The sequence below is a fragment of the Undibacterium paludis genome (assembly GCF_022568815.1).
Classification (GTDB): Bacteria; Pseudomonadota; Gammaproteobacteria; order Burkholderiales; family Burkholderiaceae_D; genus Undibacterium.
Genome location: NZ_JAKZHX010000032.1, coordinates 1 through 20,554, shown reverse-complemented (window position 1 = coordinate 20,554; position 20,554 = coordinate 1). Strand labels below are relative to the sequence as shown.

Annotated in this window: 16 protein-coding genes; 12 read left to right on the top strand and 4 right to left on the bottom strand. The window is 52.2% G+C overall.

Features of this window, described 5'->3' with window-relative positions; genetic code table 11:
* Window positions 1-206: 206 nt before the first annotated feature.
* Window positions 207-746 (bottom strand): acyloxyacyl hydrolase, encoded by a 540-nt coding sequence (locus LZ463_RS28580; RefSeq protein ID WP_241459729.1) that lies wholly within the window; start codon window positions 744-746, stop codon window positions 207-209.
* Window positions 747-838: 92 nt separating this feature from the next.
* On the opposite strand from LZ463_RS28580, the gene LZ463_RS28575 reads away from it, so the two are divergent.
* The 3 genes from LZ463_RS28575 to LZ463_RS28565 all read left to right on the top strand — a co-directional run bounded on the left by LZ463_RS28575 (window position 839) and on the right by LZ463_RS28565 (window position 6,080).
* Window positions 839-1,822, top strand: a complete 984-nt coding sequence (locus LZ463_RS28575) for an NAD(P)-dependent oxidoreductase (RefSeq protein ID WP_347176306.1) — start codon at window positions 839-841, stop codon at window positions 1,820-1,822.
* 144 nt (window positions 1,823-1,966) lie between these two features.
* Window positions 1,967-4,048 carry a molybdopterin-containing oxidoreductase family protein gene (locus LZ463_RS28570; protein ID WP_241459727.1) on the top strand — a complete coding sequence of 694 codons (2,082 nt, stop codon included), beginning with the start codon at window positions 1,967-1,969 and terminating at the stop codon, window positions 4,046-4,048.
* 355 nt (window positions 4,049-4,403) lie between these two features.
* The gene (locus LZ463_RS28565) at window positions 4,404-6,080 is read left to right on the top strand and encodes a long-chain-fatty-acid--CoA ligase (RefSeq protein ID WP_241459726.1); all 1,677 of its coding nucleotides are present in this window, start codon (window positions 4,404-4,406) and stop codon (window positions 6,078-6,080) included.
* An 86-nt stretch (window positions 6,081-6,166) separates the two neighbouring features.
* Here the strand turns inward: LZ463_RS28565 and LZ463_RS28560 are convergent, their stop codons facing one another.
* Together LZ463_RS28560 and LZ463_RS28555 are read right to left on the bottom strand one after the other, a co-directional pair.
* Complete coding sequence (locus LZ463_RS28560; protein ID WP_241459725.1) at window positions 6,167-7,753, bottom strand: alkaline phosphatase D family protein; 1,587 nt, start codon at window positions 7,751-7,753, stop codon at window positions 6,167-6,169.
* A gap of 15 nt (window positions 7,754-7,768) precedes the next feature.
* Window positions 7,769-8,188 carry an acyl-CoA thioesterase gene (locus LZ463_RS28555; protein ID WP_241459724.1) on the bottom strand — a complete coding sequence of 140 codons (420 nt, stop codon included), beginning with the start codon at window positions 8,186-8,188 and terminating at the stop codon, window positions 7,769-7,771.
* 271 nt (window positions 8,189-8,459) lie between these two features.
* Between LZ463_RS28555 and LZ463_RS28550 the strand changes: the two genes are divergently transcribed.
* Window positions 8,460-10,043: a glycosyltransferase family protein gene (locus LZ463_RS28550; protein ID WP_241459723.1), complete on the top strand. Its 1,584-nt coding sequence runs from the start codon at window positions 8,460-8,462 to the stop codon at window positions 10,041-10,043.
* Here LZ463_RS28550 and LZ463_RS28545 read toward each other — a convergent pair.
* On the bottom strand, window positions 10,018-10,695 hold the full coding sequence (locus LZ463_RS28545; RefSeq protein ID WP_241459722.1) for an acetyltransferase: 678 nt from the start codon (window positions 10,693-10,695) through the stop codon (window positions 10,018-10,020). The genes LZ463_RS28550 and LZ463_RS28545 overlap by 26 nt on opposite strands.
* A 320-nt stretch (window positions 10,696-11,015) precedes the next feature.
* Here LZ463_RS28545 and LZ463_RS28540 point away from each other — a divergent pair, with 320 nt between their 5' ends.
* The 8 genes from LZ463_RS28540 (at window position 11,016) to LZ463_RS28505 (ending at window position 20,255) form a co-directional block, all read left to right on the top strand.
* Window positions 11,016-12,893, top strand: coding sequence for an ABCB family ABC transporter ATP-binding protein/permease (locus tag LZ463_RS28540; protein WP_241459721.1), 1,878 nt, complete (start codon window positions 11,016-11,018; stop codon window positions 12,891-12,893).
* Window position 12,894: 1 nt separating this feature from the next.
* Window positions 12,895-13,875 (top strand): LysR family transcriptional regulator, encoded by a 981-nt coding sequence (locus LZ463_RS28535; protein ID WP_241459720.1) that lies wholly within the window; start codon window positions 12,895-12,897, stop codon window positions 13,873-13,875.
* Window positions 13,876-14,137: 262 nt separating this feature from the next.
* Window positions 14,138-15,424, top strand: coding sequence for a Glu/Leu/Phe/Val family dehydrogenase (locus LZ463_RS28530; RefSeq protein WP_241459719.1), 1,287 nt, complete (start codon window positions 14,138-14,140; stop codon window positions 15,422-15,424).
* Between the two features lie 354 nt (window positions 15,425-15,778).
* Window positions 15,779-16,675, top strand: a complete 897-nt coding sequence (locus LZ463_RS28525; protein WP_241459718.1) for an amino acid ABC transporter substrate-binding protein — start codon at window positions 15,779-15,781, stop codon at window positions 16,673-16,675.
* Window positions 16,676-17,001: 326 nt separating this feature from the next.
* Window positions 17,002-17,949 (top strand): transporter substrate-binding domain-containing protein, encoded by a 948-nt coding sequence (locus tag LZ463_RS28520; protein WP_241459717.1) that lies wholly within the window; start codon window positions 17,002-17,004, stop codon window positions 17,947-17,949.
* Between the two features lie 112 nt (window positions 17,950-18,061).
* Window positions 18,062-18,814 carry an amino acid ABC transporter permease gene (locus tag LZ463_RS28515; RefSeq protein ID WP_241459716.1) on the top strand — a complete coding sequence of 251 codons (753 nt, stop codon included), beginning with the start codon at window positions 18,062-18,064 and terminating at the stop codon, window positions 18,812-18,814.
* A gap of 2 nt (window positions 18,815-18,816) precedes the next feature.
* Window positions 18,817-19,506, top strand: coding sequence for an amino acid ABC transporter permease (locus LZ463_RS28510; protein ID WP_241459715.1), 690 nt, complete (start codon window positions 18,817-18,819; stop codon window positions 19,504-19,506).
* 20 nt (window positions 19,507-19,526) lie between these two features.
* Window positions 19,527-20,255: an amino acid ABC transporter ATP-binding protein gene (locus LZ463_RS28505; RefSeq protein ID WP_241459714.1), complete on the top strand. Its 729-nt coding sequence runs from the start codon at window positions 19,527-19,529 to the stop codon at window positions 20,253-20,255.
* Window positions 20,256-20,554 lie beyond the last annotated feature (299 nt).

The window sequence follows — 20,554 nt, the reverse complement described above, 5'->3', positions numbered from 1 at the left end:
CCAATTCACCAATTCACCCCCTCTCAACGATCACGCGACTGGCCTTCTGCTCTCTCGTCTCGATCAGGGCTATCCTGTACAAATATCCGGCAGCATTCGCAGACGCCGCTTGAATGTGGTCCAAAAAATCCTCACTAATCTATAAGCGACAAAAAAAGGAGCTCTTGCGCTCCTTTTTTCAGCAAATACTCATAGCTTAAAGACGTTTAAAACGCATACCCGGCTTTCAACACGGCAAAATTCACGCCTGGATTTGGATGCTTGATGCCACCATTGGAATAATGCTGGATCTTGAAGCTGATGTCCCAGCCTGTCTGGGTGACGTAACCGATGCCGATATGGTCACCGAACTGGAAATTGGTCGAGAAATGACGGCTGTTATTGTCATAAATCTCTGACAGTAAGTGCAGACCGATGGCTGCTTCGCCATATAAGCCTTTTTTACTGTCGTTTTGAAAGCGGAAGACTGGTGTGATGCCAATATCGGTCAGGTTCTGCGTCCCGCCTTTTCCCTGGAAGTTATTACCTTGCCACTGGGCCAGTGTGCCATCCCAGTACCCGCCCAAATGTGTACCATTTGAGGCAAACCACTTATTGTCCCAGTTGGACTGCAAGCCCAGGCGAAGCATCTTGGTTTTGTTTCCAGTGGCAAATTCCAGCGATGCTGAATCGATAGCCAGGGCAGATGAACTGAGGCAGGCGCCAGTAACAGCAATGGCGATAAGGGAGGCGATACGTAAATGCATAGAATGAGCTTTCAGGTGAAAATAACGGATCAGGGATAATCAGGCCAAGCTTAAAACCACATTGTAGCAATCTCTGGAGAAATGCTCTTGAGGTGATACGTTTACAATATGGCTGCGAGTTTTCTGCACACAAATGGCACACAAATAAGGATAACAGAGTGAAACCAGTATCTGATACGTCGATCGCCTTTCTTGGCATAGGTCTCATGGGGAAGCCGATGGCGCAACGCCTGCTTGCGGCCGGTTATTCCTTGACAGCCTGGAACCGCACTTACGCCAAGGCCAGTGTGCTGGCAGAACAGGGTGCAAGCGTTGCTCAAACGGCAGTAGACGCTGTACAGAATTCTGCAGCTAAGGTGGTGATTACCATGCTGGAAGATGGCAATGCAGTGACTGCTGTCATCCGCGATATTCTGCCAGCCTTGCAAAAGGGAAGTATCGTCATCGACATGAGTTCCATCCAGCAGGCACAGGCTCAGGATTTGCATGCTTTGCTACAGCAACATGATGTGCATTTTATTGATGCGCCGGTGTCCGGCGGTGTGATCGGCGCTGAGGCCGGGACGCTGGCCATCATGGCGGGCGCTGATGAGCAGGCTTATCGCCAGGTCGAAGTTTTGCTGGGTGCCATGGGCAAGCCCTTGCGTGTCGGTGGACCAGGTACTGGCCAGTTGGCAAAATTGTGCAATCAGCTTATCGTCGGCGCCACCATCAACATCGTGGCAGAAGCACTGTTGCTGGCGCAGGCCGGTGGTGCCGACCCGGCGGCTGTGCGTCAGGCCTTGCGTGGTGGTTTTGCCGAGAGCCGCATTCTGGAAGTGCATGGACAGCGCATGCTGGACCGCAGTTTCATGCCAGGTGGGCAGGTCAAGAGTCAGGCCAAAGACATGGAGAATATCCAACTCGCTGCTCAAGGTGCAGGTGTGGATTTGCCGATAACGATGCTGGTGACAGAGGTATACAGGAGCTTGTTGCCCGTGCATCCACATGCCGATCACTCTGCGGCGCTATTGGCGCTGGAACAAAGAAATCCTGGCAAACGTCTTGGTGATCAGGCTGATGTGTTACCAGGCTAAGGGTTTGTGCTGATTGCGTCAAAATCAGCAAATGTGTATCGCCAGATGTACAGGCATCTGGCATAAGATAAAAGAAACCCCGGTTAAAAGTACCTGCTTGAGACAGGTATCTGCTTGCAGCGAATTAAACAGAACAGGACCAGTATGAGCAGCACTATCGTCAAAGCCGTTTGTCCGCATGATTGTCCCGATACATGCGCCCTGCATGTCACCGTAGAAGACGGCGTGGCAACTGCTGTCAAGGGTGATCCTGATCATCCGACGACCGCAGGTGTATTGTGCACCAAGGTGTCGCGCTACACCGAGCGTACCTATCATGCAGACAGATTGCTGTACCCTCAAAAGCGTGTGGGCAAAAAAGGCGAAGGCAAGTTTGTTCGCATCAGTTGGGAAGAGGCGATGAGCTCGATCGCTGAAAAGCTCAAACCGCTTGCTGCAGACAGGCCGCTGTCCATCCTGCCGTACAGTTATGCCGGTACCATGGGCCTGGTGCAGGGGGAAAGCATGGCTATGCGTTTCTTCCACAAGATAGGTGCGTCTTTTCTCGATCGCACGATTTGTGCGACGGCGGGTGGTGTCGGTTATAAATATACGGTTGGCACCCGCATGGGCACCGATGTCGAACAAGTCCAGCATGCCAGGCTGATACTGATCTGGGGAGGGAACCCAATTGCATCAAACCTGCATTTCTGGACGCGGGTGCAAGCCGCCAAGCGCAATGGCGCCAGGCTGATTGCGATTGACCCTTATCGCTCCCTGACGGCAGAAAAGTGCCACCAGCATATTGCCCTGCTGCCAGGCACGGATGCCGCGCTGGCCCTGGGCATGATGCATGTATTGATCAGGGATGATTTGCTCGACCATGACTATATTGCCGAGCATACCCTGGGTTTTGATTTATTGTGTGAGCGTGCCGCAGATTGGCCGCCGGAACGTGTCGCCAGTGTATGCGGCATCACTGCAGAAGAAGTGATACAGCTGGCCAGGGATTATGGTGAATGCGGCAAGCGGGGCGAAGCCAGCATGATACGCATGAATTATGGTGTGCAAAGGGTGCATGGTGGCGGCATGGCGGTACGCAATATCGCCTGCCTGCCGGCATTGACCGGCGCCTGGCGGCATGCTGCAGGCGGTACACAGTTGACGACGTCGGACGCCTTCCCCAAGAACACTGCAGGCTTGCAAAAGCCTGATTTGTTCCCGCCAGGGCTGCCACGCCGCACCATCAATATGAGCACCATAGGCGACGACTTATTACGTGAGTCCTCGCCTGACTTTGGTCCCAGGGTGGAAGCGCTCATCGTCTACAACTCCAACCCGGTGGCAGTTGCGCCGGAATCCGGCAAGGTCATGCAGGGATTTGCACGTGAAGATCTGTTTACGGTTGTGCTTGAACACTTCCAGACGGACACGGCTGACTACGCCGACATCTTGTTGCCCGCCACGACGCAACTCGAACATACTGATATCCACAGTACCTATGGGCACCTGTATATGATGGCCAATAATCCGGCCATTGCGCCATTGGGTGAAGCCAAACCGAATACAGAGATATTCCGCCTGATTGCCAGGGCAGTTGGTTTTGACGATGCCTGTTTCAGCGAGACTGATGATGAGCTGGCAGCGCAGGCATTCAATACCCAACATGTACATGCAGTACACTTTGACTGGTCGTCGTTGAAGAAAACTGGCTGGGCCAAACTGAACGTGGCGGAGGCACCGTTTGCTCAGGGCGGTTTTGGTACACCGTCAGGCAAATGCGAATTCTACAGTGCCAGCATGGCGGCGGCCGGACTTGATCCTTTGCCTGCCTACATCGCACCGTATGAGTCGGTCGCTTCCAATGCAGAACTGGCAGAACGTTATCCGCTGGCGATGATTTCGCCACCGGCACGCAATTTTCTCAATTCCACTTTCGTCAATGTCCAAAGCTTGCGGGATACCGAAGGTGAACCACATCTTGATATCCATCCACAAGATGCCGCAGAGCGAGGCATTGCCAACGGCGACAAATTGCGCGTCTTCAATGACAGGGGCAGTTTTGAAGCCATTGCACGGGTGACGGATAAAGCCAGGCTGGGCCTGGTGGTCGGCTTGTCCATATGGTGGAAAAAACTGGCGGGTGACAATAAAAACGCGAATGAGGTCACCAGTCAGCGCCTGACCGACATGGGCGGTGGCCCGACCTTTTATGACACACTGGTGCAGGTTGAAAAGTGCGCTTAAGGATTTCCCTGGTTTCTCACGCCTTATCGTGTTGTTGCTTTGCAGTATAAGTATGTAAGCGGACTTGCCACAAATCGGGGAAGCCCGTTTTGTCTTGCCTCAATAGCGGGACAAGTCTTTTCCATATCTTGTTTGTGCGGTGCGGAATTTTACTAGAGGATGCGTTCAGCCAGGCTTTAAATCGCTTGCTTTAACAGGACTTAGCCGATAGCATCAAAACTAGCAATAATGTGCCAGCTATTTGCCTGTATCGCACCCTGATCATCACCAGTTTGCCTATCGAGATTTAAGTGCAAGGACCGGGTGTGGATAGCGCATCGCCAATATAAAAACAAACATCAGAGACGAGGAGAGTATGGAAAAAATTTGGCTGAAGAACTACCCTGCAGGTGTTCCGGCAGACATTGATGTGAACCAGTATCAATCCCTGGTCCAGATGCTGGAAGAGTCGTTCAAGCAATTTGCGACGCGTGATGCCTATGCCAGTATGGGCAAGCATATGACGTATGGCGAACTCGATACCATGTCCCGTCAGGTCGCAGCCTGGTTGCAGGGCAAGGGCCTGCAAAAGGGCGCACGTGTCGCTATCATGATGCCCAATGTTTTACAGTATCCCATTGTCATGGCTGCTGTCCTGCGTGCCGGTTACACAGTAGTTAATGTCAATCCGCTCTACACCCCGCGTGAACTGGAGCATCAGCTCAAGGACTCTGGTGCAGAAGCCATTTTCATCCTGGAAAATTTTGCCACGACGCTGGAACAGGTTTTGAGCAAGACGGCGGTCAAACATATCGTCGTCGCCAGCTTGGGTGAAATGCTGGGTGGCCTGAAGGGCATGATCGTTAATTTTGTTGTTCGCCATGTCAAGAAAATGGTGCCGGCATTTTCACTGCCCGGTGCCATACGTTTCAAGAGTGTGCTGGCTCAAGCTCAGGGGCTGAGCTTCAAGCCTGTCAATATTACCCTGGAGGATGTCGCCTTTCTGCAATATACCGGTGGCACGACCGGTGTTTCGAAAGGGGCTACCTTATTGCATAAAAATGTGGTGGCCAATGTCTTGCAAAACGATGCATGGCTCAGGCCAAGCATGGCTGGTCATGCTGATGAGCAAAAAGTAATCGTCTGCGCTTTGCCGCTGTACCACATCTTTGCGTTGACGGTGTGCAGCCTGCTGGGTACACGTATAGGTGCATTGAATCTCCTCATCGCCAATCCGCGTGATTTACCCGCCTTCATCAAGGAATTGCGTAATTACAGGGTCAATATTTTCCCTGCAGTGAATACCCTGTATAACGGCCTGCTGGCCAAACCTGAATTTGCCACCCTCGATTTTTCCGGTTATGAAATCTGCAGCGGCGGCGGTATGGCCGTGCAAAAAGCGGTGGCGGACAAATGGTTGAAGGTAACCGGTTGTGCTATCGCTGAAGGTTACGGCCTGTCCGAAACTTCACCGGTAGCGACTGCCAATCCGGCAGATGTCAAGGATTTCTCCGGTACCATAGGCATGCCTATTCCATCGACCGAAATTGCCATTCTTGATGATGACGGCAAACCGGTCGCTCTTGGCGAGCGCGGCGAAATTGCCATTCGTGGCCCGCAAGTGATGGCTGGTTACTGGAACCGCCCCGAAGAGACGGCCAAGGTCATGACTGCTGATGGCTTCTTCAAAACCGGTGACGTCGGTATCATGGATGAGCGTGGTTACACCAAGATCGTCGACCGCAAGAAAGACATGATCCTGGTATCTGGTTTCAATGTGTATCCAAATGAAATCGAAGAAGTCGTCGTCATGCATCCGGGTGTGCTGGAGTGCGCCTGTATCGGCGTGCCGGATAATAATTCTGGCGAAGCGGTGAAACTGTTTGTCGTGCGTCGTGATCCTTCACTGACAGTTGACCAGTTGATGGATTACTGCAAAGAGCAATTCACCGCTTATAAAAAGCCCAAGTACATCGAGTTCCGCACAGATTTGCCCAAGACCAACGTAGGCAAGATCTTGCGCCGTGAGCTGCGGGATGAAAAGAAAGCCTGATGGGGCTTACAGCACAAAGCGATCAATCTGCTTGAATAAAAAAGGAAGGCGATGCCTTCCTTTTTTATTGCCGCATCAAGCCAATGTCAGGTAAGCACCAAACCCGGCCGGCCATCTTCCACCACAAAATTCTTCAGGGTGGTAATGCCTGAATCAGCTTTTGCCACATCATCAAGAGCAAGAAAATGCGTATGTATCCTGTTCTGCGAAATATCCATCAACATGAAACCACGCTTATCGCTACGTCCATACTTGATGTGCGGATTTTGCGCCACGTACTGGTCGGTACGTTCTTGTGGCCTTGAGCTTGAAGTGACCGAAGTGCCGCAAAACTCGGTTGCCAGTATGGGATTGGCGGCTGAGGCTTTGCTGTAGAAGTCGCGCTTCAGGTTGGCGGCATAAAAGGTATGGACGTCGCCTGAGATGACGACGGGGTTGGATGGTTTATGTTTTTGAATATCATCAAACAGGCGCTGGCGTGCAATGGGGTAGCCGTCCCAGCCATCGGTCCAGAATTTGCCATCGCCCTCCTGTGCAACCGGTATCTGGCTCGACTGCGCCATCAGTGTCTGTTGCGCCAAAATATTCCATTTTGCAGTGGAGCTGGCCATACCGCGCGCCAGCCATCTTTCCTGGTCCATGCCTAGCAGGCTGCGGGTCGGGTCCAGTCGCTCACTGCACTCGGCATTGGTCACTGAATTCGAACCGCCACGCCCTGGCTTGGGGCAGGCATGGCGCGAGCGATACTGACGGTCATCCAGTACGTGAAAGCGTACCAGTCTGCCCCAGTCATAGCGGTCATGGATGCGCATATTGGCAAAGCGTTCTGCCTCATTGGCGACAGGGTGCAAACGCACTGGCATATGCTCGTAGAATGCCTGATAGGCAGCCGCACGACGCAACAGGAAGTTGACATCGAGCCTCTCATCCATGTCGTTGCCATAGTCATTGCTGACTTCATGATCATCCCAGGTGACTATCCACGGTGCGGCATGGTGGGCTGCCTGCAGATGCGGATCGGTCTTGTATTGCGCATAGCGACCCCGGTAATCTGCCAGGGTAAAGCTTTCTATTTCGCGATTACGCGGCCTGGCAGGGTGTTTCAGATCATATGGTCCCCATTCATAGATATAGTCACCAAGAAAAGTGACCAGATCAGGGTTGGCTGCGACGATATGACGGTGTGCTGCATACTCACCAAATTCCCAGTGCTGGCAAGATGCCACGGCGACGCGCAAATTGCTGACCAGCGCATCGGCAACCGGGGCAGTGCGGGTGCGTGCGACCTGGCTGACAGCATCACCGAGCATGAAACGATACCAGTACCAGCGATCTGGCAGCAGACCGGTGACATCAACGTGCACGCTGTGCGCCAGTTCGGGCAGGGCAAAGACTTCGCCTTTGTTGGTGATGTGGGTGAATGCTTCATCCTCGGCAATTTCCCAGCGAACCTTGTAGGCGACGGCAGGCAGGGCCAGTGCATTCAGCGGTTCCGGCATCAGACGAGTCCATAACACCACACTGTCATGGCGTGGTGACCCAGATGCCACCCCCAGGGTGAAAGGGTAGCTGGCAGTACGTTCAGCGGCAAAGCCGGGAAACGCCTGGGCCAGTGCTGCAAATGCGGTAAATTGCAAAGACTGGTGTAAAAATGAACGGCGGGATAACTTCATGCAGATCTGGTTTGATTAGTTTGTTTTTGCGATTTCTTCCAGCGGCGGGATCTGGCGTGGCTTGCGGTCATTGCCGGTTGCCACATAGGTCAGTGTGGCCTCGGTGACCTTGACGGTTGATGCCTGCAGGCGATTGCGTTCAGCATATACTTCAACAGAAACCGTGATCGAGGTGTTGCCAACCTTGACGACATCAGCATAGAACGACAACAGGTCGCCAACAAATACCGGCTGCTTGAACAGGAAGGAATTCACGGCTATCGTGGCAACGCGACCATTGGCACGGCGTGCAGCGGGAATGGCGCCGGCAATATCAACCTGTGACATGATCCAGCCGCCGAATACATCACCGTGTACATTCGCGTCGGATGGCATGGGCATGACGCGCAAAGTCGGCATACGCGATGGCAGGCCGGATTCTATTTGTTCTGACATGGTGGCACCTGGAAAGTAAGAGGATAATTGTTAAATCAAATCTTAAACCAAATTTCATGCTTGTTGAACAAAGCAAGGAGCCTGTCAGGCAGATGATTGCTGATATACCTGAAGAGTGATGGCAATGTATTAAGCTTGTGTGCTGAAATGCCAATAAAATGAGATCAAGGCATGGGGATTGCTGAGATTTCCCGTCACTGCACAAAAGCAAAACCTCAGCAAGCGACAGATAATAGCTGTATCCATGTAAAACATATCAAGAACGGTGAAGATGAGCACTGCCAATATAGATGAATTGCGTCTGCTGGAAGATGTGGTATTGCGTACGATCGCCAATCCGACATCCAGCCATGGCTGGCACCAGATGATTACCTTGATGCGCCGCCACGCGACACCTGCCATGTCGCTGGAACTCGAAAAAATCCTGTTGGCCAGGGTTGCGCCTGATGGCCTGGCCGGGTTTTACCGGGCGACCTTTCTCGATATGCTGACCGGTCGCCCCGAGTATCTGCAGCAGGCCGGGCAAATTATCCTGAGACTGCAGCCCTTTGATGCAGACAGGCTCATTACATTCCTGCAAAACAGCTGGCAAAGAGTCTTGCTCGACATACCGGGACGGCTGGCTTTTCAGCAAAGGCTCAAGGCGCTTGCCTTGCCAGAGATAGCGGCAGTTTTGCAGCAATGGCTGATACAACAAATCCAGCCTGCACAGATATTTAAAAAGCGTGTTGTCAGAGAGGTGCGCAGGGTGGCCCTGGTTGCCCCATTTCTCAGCAATATCAAACATCCGCCTACGTTGATGGCTTTGCAGCAGGCAGAAATCCTGCGTCGCAATGACTATGAAGTCGTCCTCTATTCTGCGCAGGAAATGCTGGGGCCGGATTTTAAACACTACCTCGGCAGCAATTCGTTCACCCCGGACCCTGAATTCGTGACCCGTGGTTGGGAGGCCTATCTGGGACAGGGGGGGCAGGTGTTGACAGGTGACATACGTTTTTCCTTGCAGCATCGCTGGAAAAACCTGCTGGGCCTGATGGCGCAATTCGACCCGGACCTGGTCATGTCCGTTGGCCTGTATTCTGGCCTGGCTGCGGCGGCATATGGTGCGCGCCCGGTGCTGAGCCTGGGTATCAATTCTCTGGCGCCCATGCTGCCAGCCGATGTATGGCTCACTGCACTGCAAGAACTGGATAAAGTCCAGGCGTCACAATGGAGCAGCGCATTTCCGCCCAGCATGGCCTACTACCATTCCTATCGTGTGCAAAGACCGTCCGTCACACCCGGTTGCAACCGGCAGACGCTGGGACTGCCACAAGATAAACTGATCCTGGTCACCCTGGTCAGTGAAAGCGAAGCCAGGATCAGGGATCAATGGGCGGCTGGCATGTGCGACATGCTGGCGCGCCATCCCCAGGTGATCTGGCTTATTGTTGGCGGCAATGGCGCCATGCCCAGTGCCTTGCAGGCAGTCAGGGCAGGGCAGGTCAGGTGCCTGCCATTTTGCCTTGACGCGGTGAATTACCTCAGTTGCAGTGACATCTACGTCAACCCGCCAATGATGGGCGGCGGCTTCGCCGTGGCAGAGGCGATGGCTTTGGCAGTACCCGCCCTGAGTTTGCAGGGATCGGATGGCGGCGACAAACTCGGCGACGCCGCCTTGTCTGATCTGCAAACTTACTTCCAGACCCTGGCCCTGTGGCTGTCCGATGCAGACCTCAGAAAAGCTGCCGCGCAGGCCATGCAGCAACGCTTTGACCAGCATCTTGATCTGGCCAGGGCGGCTGAGAGCCTGAAAGCTGCATGCGAGCTGACGGTCCAACGTTTTGCGATCAGGACGGCAGCACAGACTTCTTGAATTTTGCCGGTATGCCCACCATCAGGGCGCCGGCATCAATATCGCTGATGACGACAGCGCCGGCACCGATGAAGGCATGGTCACCGATCACCAGGCGCTCCAGCAGTGTAGCGCCGATGGCGATGGTCACGCTATGGCCTATGCGCGACAGGCCACCGACATTGCTGCCCGGCTGCACTCGCGAATAAGCGCCGATATGTGTGTCATGGCCTATGGTGACACCACGATTGATGAACACATGGCGGCCCAATACAGCACCCGGGCCAATTACGCTGTTGGCACCGACAAACACACCAGCAGCCAGCTTCGCCAGCGGTGAAACATAGGCGCGCGGATGCACCAGCGTGTGGAATTTCAGATTGAAACGTTGCGTGATTGCCTCTTCCAGCGCGACACGGGTAGGTGTGGTCGGCCCCAAAATGTACAGTTCATCATCAGATGGCGTGAAATCGGCCAGGTCAACGATGGCCGGAGCGGGACCATGCGCTCCCCATTCCTTGACTCGTTCTTGCAGGCTGATGTCGCGCTCCCCCGGGGTTTCAGGCAAGTGCAGGACGATGGTGGATACGGTCAGACCATGCGCCAGTGCGCAATCAAACAAGTCAGACAAAATATTGCTGGCACCGAAGATCACCAGTTTTTTCTTATTCATGCTGCGGCCTCTGTGTTTTGGGATGTCGACATCCGTTGAGTTGGTTTGCATATCATATTGACAATTCCGAGTGTAGACTGGATTGTACGTGAGCATGTCAGCGATGTCAGCAAGGCGGCGCATTACATGCGGGAGAAAGTAATTTCGTTTATAGCCTATAATTTTCTTTATGCGCTTTTTGCATGGAGCGATTGCCATATTTACACTCATGGCGATTTCTTTATTGTGTGCTTTACCTGTCAAATTGGGGCCATGGACGGATATGCCTGAACTCCTGGTGTCCACCCGAGCTTGTTGAACTTCGATTGAGAATACTATTAATGCGACGCAGAGAATCCGTTCGTAACCCGTCAGGCGCGGCCCCGGCCAGCAACCATGGTCAACGCGGCGACTGGTCTACCGTCAAGACCTTGTTACCCTATCTATGGGCCTATAAGTGGCGGGTCATGCTGGCCCTGAGCTTTCTGGTATCGGCCAAGCTGGCCAATGTCGGCGTGCCCATGGTCTTAAAAAACCTGGTCGACAGCATGACTGTCAGCCCGACTCACCCGGCGGCGGTGATGGTCTTGCCGGTCAGCCTGCTCATCGCCTACGGCGCTTTGCGATTATCGACGACACTGTTTACCGAATTGCGCGAATTTGTCTTTGCCAAGGTCACGCAACGTGCCGTGCGGACGATTGCCTTGCAGGTTTTTCGCCACCTGCATGCCCTGTCCTTGCGCTTTCACCTGAACCGGCAAACCGGTGGCGTGACGCGTGACATAGAGCGTGGCACGCGGGCAATTTCATCCCTGATATCGTATGCGCTGTTCAGCATCGTACCGACACTGCTGGAAATTACCCTGGTGCTGTTTTACCTGAGCACTCATTACGATAAATGGTTCAGCATCATTACGGCTACGGCACTGATCGTCTACATCATTTTCACTATCGTGGTGACAGAGTGGCGCACCCATTTCCGCCGTACCATGAATGAGCTTGATTCCAAGGCGCATACCAAGGCCATCGATTCTTTGCTCAACTATGAAACCGTCAAATATTTCGGCAATGAAGAGTATGAGGCGCAACGCTATGACGTGGGCCTGAAAAGCTTTGAAACCGCAGCGGTCAAGTCACAAAGCAGCCTGTTCCTGTTAAACACTGGACAGTCCATGATCATTGCCACGGCGGTGACCCTGATCTTGTGGCGTGCCACACAAGGTGTGATAGACGGCAGCATGAGCCTGGGCGACCTGGTACTGGTGAATGCCTTCATGATACAACTGTATATCCCGCTCAATTTCCTGGGTGTCCTGTATCGCGAAATCAAGCAGAGTCTGGCGGATATGGAGAGACTGTTTTCCCTGCTCGACGAAAATCGCGAAGTGGCAGACGCAGCCAGCGCCCAGCCGCTGCAAGTCCATCACAGGAATGGCGCAGAACTGCGTTTTCAGCATGTCAATTTCCGCTATGAAGAAAAGCGCCAGATATTGTTTGATGTCGACTTTACCGTACCAGCCGGCACCACCACGGCAGTGGTCGGTCATAGCGGTTCCGGCAAATCAACCTTGTCGCGTTTGCTGTTCCGGTTTTACGATATCCAGTCTGGCCATATCCTGATCGACGGACAGGACTTGCGCGATGTCACCCAGGCTTCGGTCAGGGCGGCGATAGGCATAGTCCCGCAAGATACGGTCCTGTTCAATGACACCATCGAGTACAACATCGCTTATGGAAAACCTGGCGCCAGCAAGGAGGACATCATCGCCGTTGCCAAGGCAGCCTATATCCATGAATTCATCGAGTCCTTGCCTGATGGCTATGATACCCAGGTCGGTGAACGCGGCCTCAAGCTGTCGGGCGGTGAAAAACAGCGTGTCGCCATTGCCCGCACTTTGCTGAAAAACCCTTCCATCCTGATTTTTGACGAGGCAACGTCGGCCCTCGATTCGCAGGCCGAGCAATTGATACAGGCGCAATTGAAAGACATTGCCCGCAGCCGCACCAGTCTGGTCATTGCCCACAGACTGTCGACTATCGTTGATGCACAGCAGATATTGGTGATGGACAAGGGGCAGATCATTGAACGTGGTACGCATCATGAGCTGTTGATGATGCAGGGGGCATACGCACGCATGTGGGAGCGCCAGCAAAGCAGGAAAAAAGACATCGCAGAAGACGATGATGAAGCTGATGAAATTGAATTGGTGAGCGCATAAGATGGAAACCAAATGGCTCGAAGATTTTGTCTCACTGGCTGAGACCAATAGTTTCAGTCGCTCGGCAGAATTACGCCATGTGACGCAACCGGCTTTTTCACGCCGCATACAGTCACTGGAAGCCTGGCTGGGTAGTGACCTGATTGACCGCACCTCTTACCCTACCCGTCTGACGCATGCCGGCGAAGTATTTTACGAGCAGGCAATTGCCATGCTGGGGCAGATCAATAATGCCCGTGCGTTGTTGCGCGGCAAACGCACGACGACGCAAACCACAGTTGATTTTGCCGTGCCGCATACACTTTCTCTGACCTATGTGCCGCGCTGGCTGACCAGCCTTGAGGCCGCCTTTGGTGAAATCAACAGTCGTCTGCTGGCCCTGAACGTGCATGATGCAGTAATGACCCTGGTCGAAGGCGGCTGTGATCTCTTGCTCTGTTACCACCACCCAAGACAGCCGCTACTGCTCGACAGCAGCCAGTACGACATGATCAGCATGGGGACCGAGGCTTTGCGTGCATACACCCGTTGCGACAAACACGGGGTGCCTGAACTGCTTTTGCCTGGCAGGGAGAAAGAACCCCTGCCATTCCTGGCCTATGCCAACAATGCTTACCTGGGTCGCATGGTGGACCTGATCCTGAATGACGCGCGCCAGCCCCTGCACCTGGAAAAATGCTATGAGACAGACATGGCTGAAGGCTTGAAAATGATGGCCCTGGAAGGTCGGGGCATCGCCTTCCTGCCGGAGTCCGCCGTGACACGCGAAGTCAAACTAAAGCAACTGGCCCGTGCTGATGACGGCAGCGGCGCCTGGGAAGTGAACATGGAAATTCGCCTGTATCGTGAAAGGCCGTCGATACAAAGACCGGGCAAGATGATTGTTTCGCGTCTGTGGGAATACCTGGAACAACTCCAGGCTGATGGCAAGCTGAATGCGAGCAAGCAAGGCAAGAGAAAACGCCAGGCCAGGGCAAATTGACGAATTTTTAAAAAAATTGCCAATATTGAAGTTATTTTCGACATGGCATCAGACATAACACCAGGCATAACTTCAGGCATAACATAAGGCCAGTTTCATGATTATGCATTTCATGCATAGATACATGCAAACAAAGCATTGGCTGATTTCCGATTGAAAAGACTACTATGCGTCTGCTTTCAGCGCTGGCTTGGAGCCAGCCTGAACTGACAGAAGTGCAAGATATGCACAAACCAGTCTAACCATTTCATGAGGTCATACCATGTCCAGCCAGCACCAGATACCGTCCTATCTTACCCCGACAGAGACAGGTCCTTGGTCCGTTTACCTTGAGCAGATTGATCGTGTTACTCCCTATCTGGGACACTTGTCCCGTTGGGTAGAAACCCTGAAGCGTCCCAAACGTATCCTCGTCGTTGATGTACCTATCGAGCGTGATGACGGCTCTATTGCCCACTTCGAAGGTTATCGCGTACAGCACAATACCTCGCGCGGCCCAGGTAAGGGCGGTGTGCGTTTCCACCAGGATGTGACGCTGTCAGAAGTGATGGCCCTGTCTGCCTGGATGACGATCAAGAACTCTGCCGTGAACGTGCCTTACGGTGGCGCCAAGGGCGGTATCCGCGTTGATCCCAAGACACTGTCCCGTGGCGAACTGATGCGTATGACACGCCGCTATACTTCTGAAATCGGCATCATCATTGGCCCGGACAAAGACATTCCTGCGCCGGACGTCAACACTAACGAACAGACCATGGCATGGATGATGGATACCTATTCCATGAACGAGGGCCGTACTGCAACTGGCGTCGTCACCGGCAAGCCGATTTCCCTCGGCGGCAGTCTGGGGCGTCGTGAAGCGACCGGTCGCGGCGTATTCGTCGTCGGTAGCGAAGCAGCCGCCAAGCGTGGCCTCAATATCGCCGGTGCAAAAATTGCAGTACAAGGTTTTGGTAACGTCGGTGGTATCGCAGCCCGCCTGTTTGCCGAAGCTGGCGCCAAGATCGTTGCGGTGCAAGATCATGGCGGCACGATATTCCACTCCAATGGCCTGGATGTGAATAAGTTGCTTGACCATGTGGCAGCCAAAGGCAGTGTTGCCGGTTTCGAGGGCATAGAAGCCGTCTTGCCGAACGATGAATTCTGGGCGGTCAATTGCGACATCATGATCCCGGCTGCACTGGAACAGCAGATCACAACAAAAAATGCGGACCAAATCCGTGCAAAAATCATCCTTGAAGGTGCGAACGGTCCGACCACACCAGAAGCAGATGATATTCTGCGCGATAAAGGTGTGCTGGTTGTGCCTGACGTGATTGCCAATGCCGGCGGTGTGACCGTATCGTACTTTGAATGGGTGCAGGATTTCTCCAGCTATTTCTGGTCTGAAGACGAGATCAACCAGCGTCTGACACGCATCATGAAAGAAGCCTTTAATTCCGTCTGGCAGGTCACAGAGGACAAGAACGTCTCCCTGCGTACTGCGGCCTTCATCATCGGTTGCTCAAGAGTGTTGCAGGCACGTGAAGTTCGCGGCCTCTACCCTTAATCTGTAATTGTAAAAAGCTATCCATCACCTATGCTGTATAGGTGGTGGATATTGTCATTCAGGAGTGGCAAAAAGTAGTCCGTAAGGCAATGATTTGATCATCTTGCGCTCGATGGTTCCGGCCCAGGTCCGCATTGGGAACGATTGGGTAACATTGACTGTGTGGTCAATAAGCTTGCATGACACAAGTTGGAACAATCCTTGCATGCAAGTTGTGACATACTAAGATTTAAAAATTTTTTACAATATAATTTGTCAGAAATGCCAAATAATATTCTGCAATGTATGAATTTTTCTGTTGAATTTTCTTGATCTTTGTCATTACCATCCTGAACTGTGTTTAATGGGGGCCGTATGAAAGTTTTGCAATGGATAGTAAAGGCTGGCTTGCCCTGCGCACTGGTCTTCTGCTCCCCGCTTTCATTAGCTGCGGACACGCTGACACACATCAAAGAAACGCAGACAGTGACGATTGCTCACCGTGAGGCGTCTTTCCCCTTTTCTTACCTGGGTGACGACAAGAAACCCATCGGCTACTCGATGGATATCTGCATGAAGCTGGTAGAAGCCATCAAGAAAGAGCTCAAACTCAAAGAGCTCAACGTCAATTACCTGATGGTCACCGGCAGTTCACGCATCCCCGCCATTGCAGACGGCAAGGCCGATCTGGAATGCGGTTCTACCACGAACAACGTCGAACGCCGCAAGCAGGTAGCCTTCACCATCCCGCATTTCTTTGCGACAGCGCGTATGATAGTGCGTGCAGATTCAGGTATCAAAAACTGGACCGACCTTAAAGGTAAAAAGGTCGTCACCACCAAGGGCACGACCACCGTCAAGCTGTTGAACGACCGTGACAAGGTCAGGGGCCTGGACTTGAAGCTGCTTGAAGGTGCTGATCACAACGAATCATTCAGCATGGTTGAAAACGGCCAGGCCGATGCATTTACCGTGGATGATGTGCTACTGTACGGACAGCGTGGCAATGCCAAGGATCCAAGCAAATTTGTCGTTGTTGGTGACCCGCTGTCAACCGAGCCTTATGCCATGATGATGCGCAAGGACGACCCTGCTTTCAAGGCACTGATTGATCGCGAAATGGCCAGAATGATGAATGACGGCGAAATGACCAAACTGTACGACAAATGGTTTCGCAAGCCTGTGCCTCCAAAAGGGGCAAACCTGAACATGCCTATGGGGTTTCTGTTGCGTGACAGTATTCGTTTCCCTACGGATAAAGTGGCAGATTGATCGACGCCATACCTGGTGTTGCAAGATTTCAGTAAGTAGTTGGACTTAAGCAAAATTGTCCTGGTAAGGCTATCGCTACCAGGAAACCTCCCTTACAAGGGAGGTTCATTTCGCCGGCAGACAACATGTTGTCTGAAACCCCGGCGACATCGGGGCGACGAAGACAGTACTTTAGTAGGGCTAGGAGCTGCAACGCAGCCGGGGTGGTTTTGCTTAAGTCCTAAGTAGTAATACGTATTAAACCGATTGAAAAAAACGGTAGTAAGCCTGGGGTTTTTGTTAAACTCAAAGGCATGATTTTTTTGATTTAACCTTTTGGAGACTGTATGAAATTTTCGAAATTGTTGGTTGGTCTGATGGGTGCAGGATTGATCGCCGGTGCTGCACAAGCGCAAGATTCCGGGACTTTGAAAAAAATTAAAGAAACAGGGACAATCACTCTTGGCGTGCGTGATTCCTCCATCCCGTTTTCTTACCTGGACGATAAGCAGTCCTATCAGGGCTACTCCATCGACCTGTGCCTGAAGATTGTGACAGCCGTGCAAAAGCACCTGGGTATGAGCAGCCTGAATGTCAAGATGAATCCGGTCACATCCGCTACCCGTATTCCACTGATGGCCAACGGGACAATAGACCTGGAATGCGGTTCCACAACAAATAATGCGGAACGTCAAAAACAGGTGGCATTTGCCCCGACGACTTTCGTGACAGCCAATCGTATTCTGTCGAAAAAATCCTCAGGCATCAAAACACTGATGGACCTGAAAGGCAAGGCTGTGGTATCGACTTCCGGTACGTCCAACCTGAAACAATTGACACAACTCAATGCGGACCAGAATCTGGGCATCAATATTCTGCCTGCCAAAGACCATGCAGAAGCTTTCCTGATGGTGGAAACCGGCCGTGCCGTCGCCTGGGTGATGGATGACATCTTGCTGGCCTCACAGGCAGCCAATTCGAAAAACCCGGCTGAATATGAAATCAGCAAAGAAGCCTTGTCTGTCGAGCCATATGGCATCATGTTGCGCAAGGATGATGCAGGCTTCAAAAAGGTTGTCGATACCGCGATTGGCAGTGTACTGACTTCTGGCGATGTCAACCGCATCTACCATAAATGGTTCATGCAACCTATTCCCCCAAAGGGCATTGCTTTGAACTGGCCGATGACAGAGCAATTGAAGGCGGTTGCAGCCAAACCTACTGACTCTGGTGATCCAGCAGCCTATGCAGTTGTTCCTGAAGCGCAAAAAGCAGTCTTGAACAAGAAAAAATAAACCCTGAAGTACATCGGGTAATCCGGGAAAAACGGGGGGCAGCACCTCCCGTTTTCTTTTGCGAAGTAATGCGCAAAAAACGGAGAAAAATGTTCTGCTGAGGAGGAGTAATATGAATTACAACTGGAATTGGAATATCTATTGGGAGATTGCGCCCGATGGAACGGGGACCTATCTGGATTCCCTGATCGCCGGTCTCAAATGGACCCTGGCGACAGCCGGGCTGGGCTGGTGTATTGCACTGGCACTTGGCCTGGTCATTGGCACTTTACGGACGGCACCCAATAAATGGATCGTCAAGCTGGCCAACGGCTATGTTGAGTTATTTAGAAATATACCATTGATCGTACAAATGTTTCTCTGGTATTTCGTGTTCCCCGAAGTTTTACCAAGCGATATGGGAACAGCGCTGAAACAGTTGCCAAATGCACCGTTTATCACGGCTGTATTGAGTCTGGGATTCTTCACATCTGCCCGTGTTGCGGTGCAGGTTTCTACTGGTATCAACGCCTTGCCGCGTGGCCAGAGGATGGCGGGTACGGCACTGGGGCTGACACTGCCACAAACTTACCGTTATGTGCTTTTGCCGATGGCGTTTCGTATCATCATTCCTTCACTGACAAATGAAGTTGCCGCGATCATCAAGAACAGCTCGGTGGCCTTGTCGATAGGTTTGATGGAGTTGACTGCCAGCGCACGCTCCATGCAGGAATTTTCTTTCCAGACGTTTGAAGCTTACGGTGCTGCCACCATCATTTATCTGATTGTGTCGGTGATTGCGATCATTATGTCGAATTTGCTGGAAAAGAAACTGCGCGTACCAGGATTCATCACCTCTGGTTCAGCCAATAGTGGAGGGCACTAAACATGGGTAATTTTGATTTTGATGTCATCCAGCGCTCCTGGGTGTACCTGTTCCAGACGGGCATGGTATTCACACTGAAGCTGACTTTTCTGGCAATGACGGGTGGTATCTTTTTTGGCACCCTGCTGGCAATGATGCGTTTGTCCAGTAACAAGGTGATCAATTTTGTGGCCACTGCCTACGTCAACCTGATGCGCTCGATACCGCTGGTACTGGTCATATTCTGGTTCTACTTCCTGGTGCCGTATATTGGTGCCTGGGTGGTCGGTTCCAAAGATCCGGTACAGGTTGGTGCTTTTTCATCCTGCCTGATTACCTTCGTCATGTTTGAAGCAGCGTATTACTGCGAGATCATGCGCTCAGGCATCCAGTCGATTCCGCGCGGCCAGATCTGGGCCGGTTATGCGATGGGCATGAATTACTGGCAAACCATGGGGCATATCGTGTTGCCACAGGCTTTCCGCAATATGATTCCCATCCTGCTGACACAGACCATCGTTCTGTTCCAGGACGTCTCGCTGGTATCCATACTGTCGATTGCCGATTTCTTTGGTTCTGCCGCCAAGGTTGCCCAGCGCGACAGCCGTCTGGTTGAAATGTATTCATTCGCGGCGGTTGTGTATTTTGTCATGTGCTTTGGCTTGTCGGGGCTGGTGAAGAAGCTGCAGCATAAAGTGGCGATCATACGTTAAGAATATTGTGGAGATTTGAAATGATTAAGTTGAATAATGTGAGCAAGTGGTATGGTCAGTTCCAGGTCTTAACCGATTGCACAACCGAAGTATCCAAGGGCGAAGTCGTGGTGGTTTGCGGACCGTCCGGTTCCGGCAAGTCCACGCTGATCAAGACAGTCAACGGTCTGGAACCTTTCCAGAAAGGTGACATTACTGTCGAAGGTGTTTCAGTCGGTGATCCCAAAACCAACCTGTCCAAATTGCGCGCCCGCATAGGCATGGTATTCCAGAACTTCGAGCTGTTCCCGCATCTGTCCATCCGTCAGAACCTGACACTGGGACAGGTCAAAGTCCTGGGTCGCTCCGAGGACGAGGCGACTGAACGTGGCCTCAAGTACCTTGACCGTGTCGGTCTGCTGGCGCACAAGGACAAGTTCCCCGGTCAATTGTCCGGTGGTCAGCAACAGCGTGTAGCGATTGCCCGCGCTCTGTCCATGGACCCGATCGCCATGCTGTTTGATGAACCGACTTCGGCCCTTGACCCTGAAATGATCAATGAGGTTCTTGATGTCATGGTTGGTCTGGCACAAGAAGGCATGACCATGATGGTAGTGACGCATGAAATGGGCTTTGCCAAGAAAGTGGCAAACCGTATCGTCTTTATGGACAAGGGGGCGATTGTGGAAGATTGTGCAAAAGACGAATTCTTCAACAATGCACGTTCTGACCGTGCCCGTGACTTCCTGGCGAAAATCATCACACACTGATGTTTGTGTTGTGATGAACAGGATAAAAACTGTTCTTTAAACATAGCCCCGGCCAGCTTGCTGCCGGGGCTATTTGCTTTTGGACAAAAAACCATTGATTGGTAAAACAATATGTTGTTGATATTGCACTAATATTTATTCAACTGGTTAAAAAACTTGGTTAGAGAAGGGATTGTGATTTGCGTCACATGTAAAAAGCGACCTGCATGCTAATCTTGCATCGCTAAAAAATTGGCTGACACAGTAATAGCAGACCTATTTAAATATTGCGTTTTTCATATCAAACCAAATAATCAGAA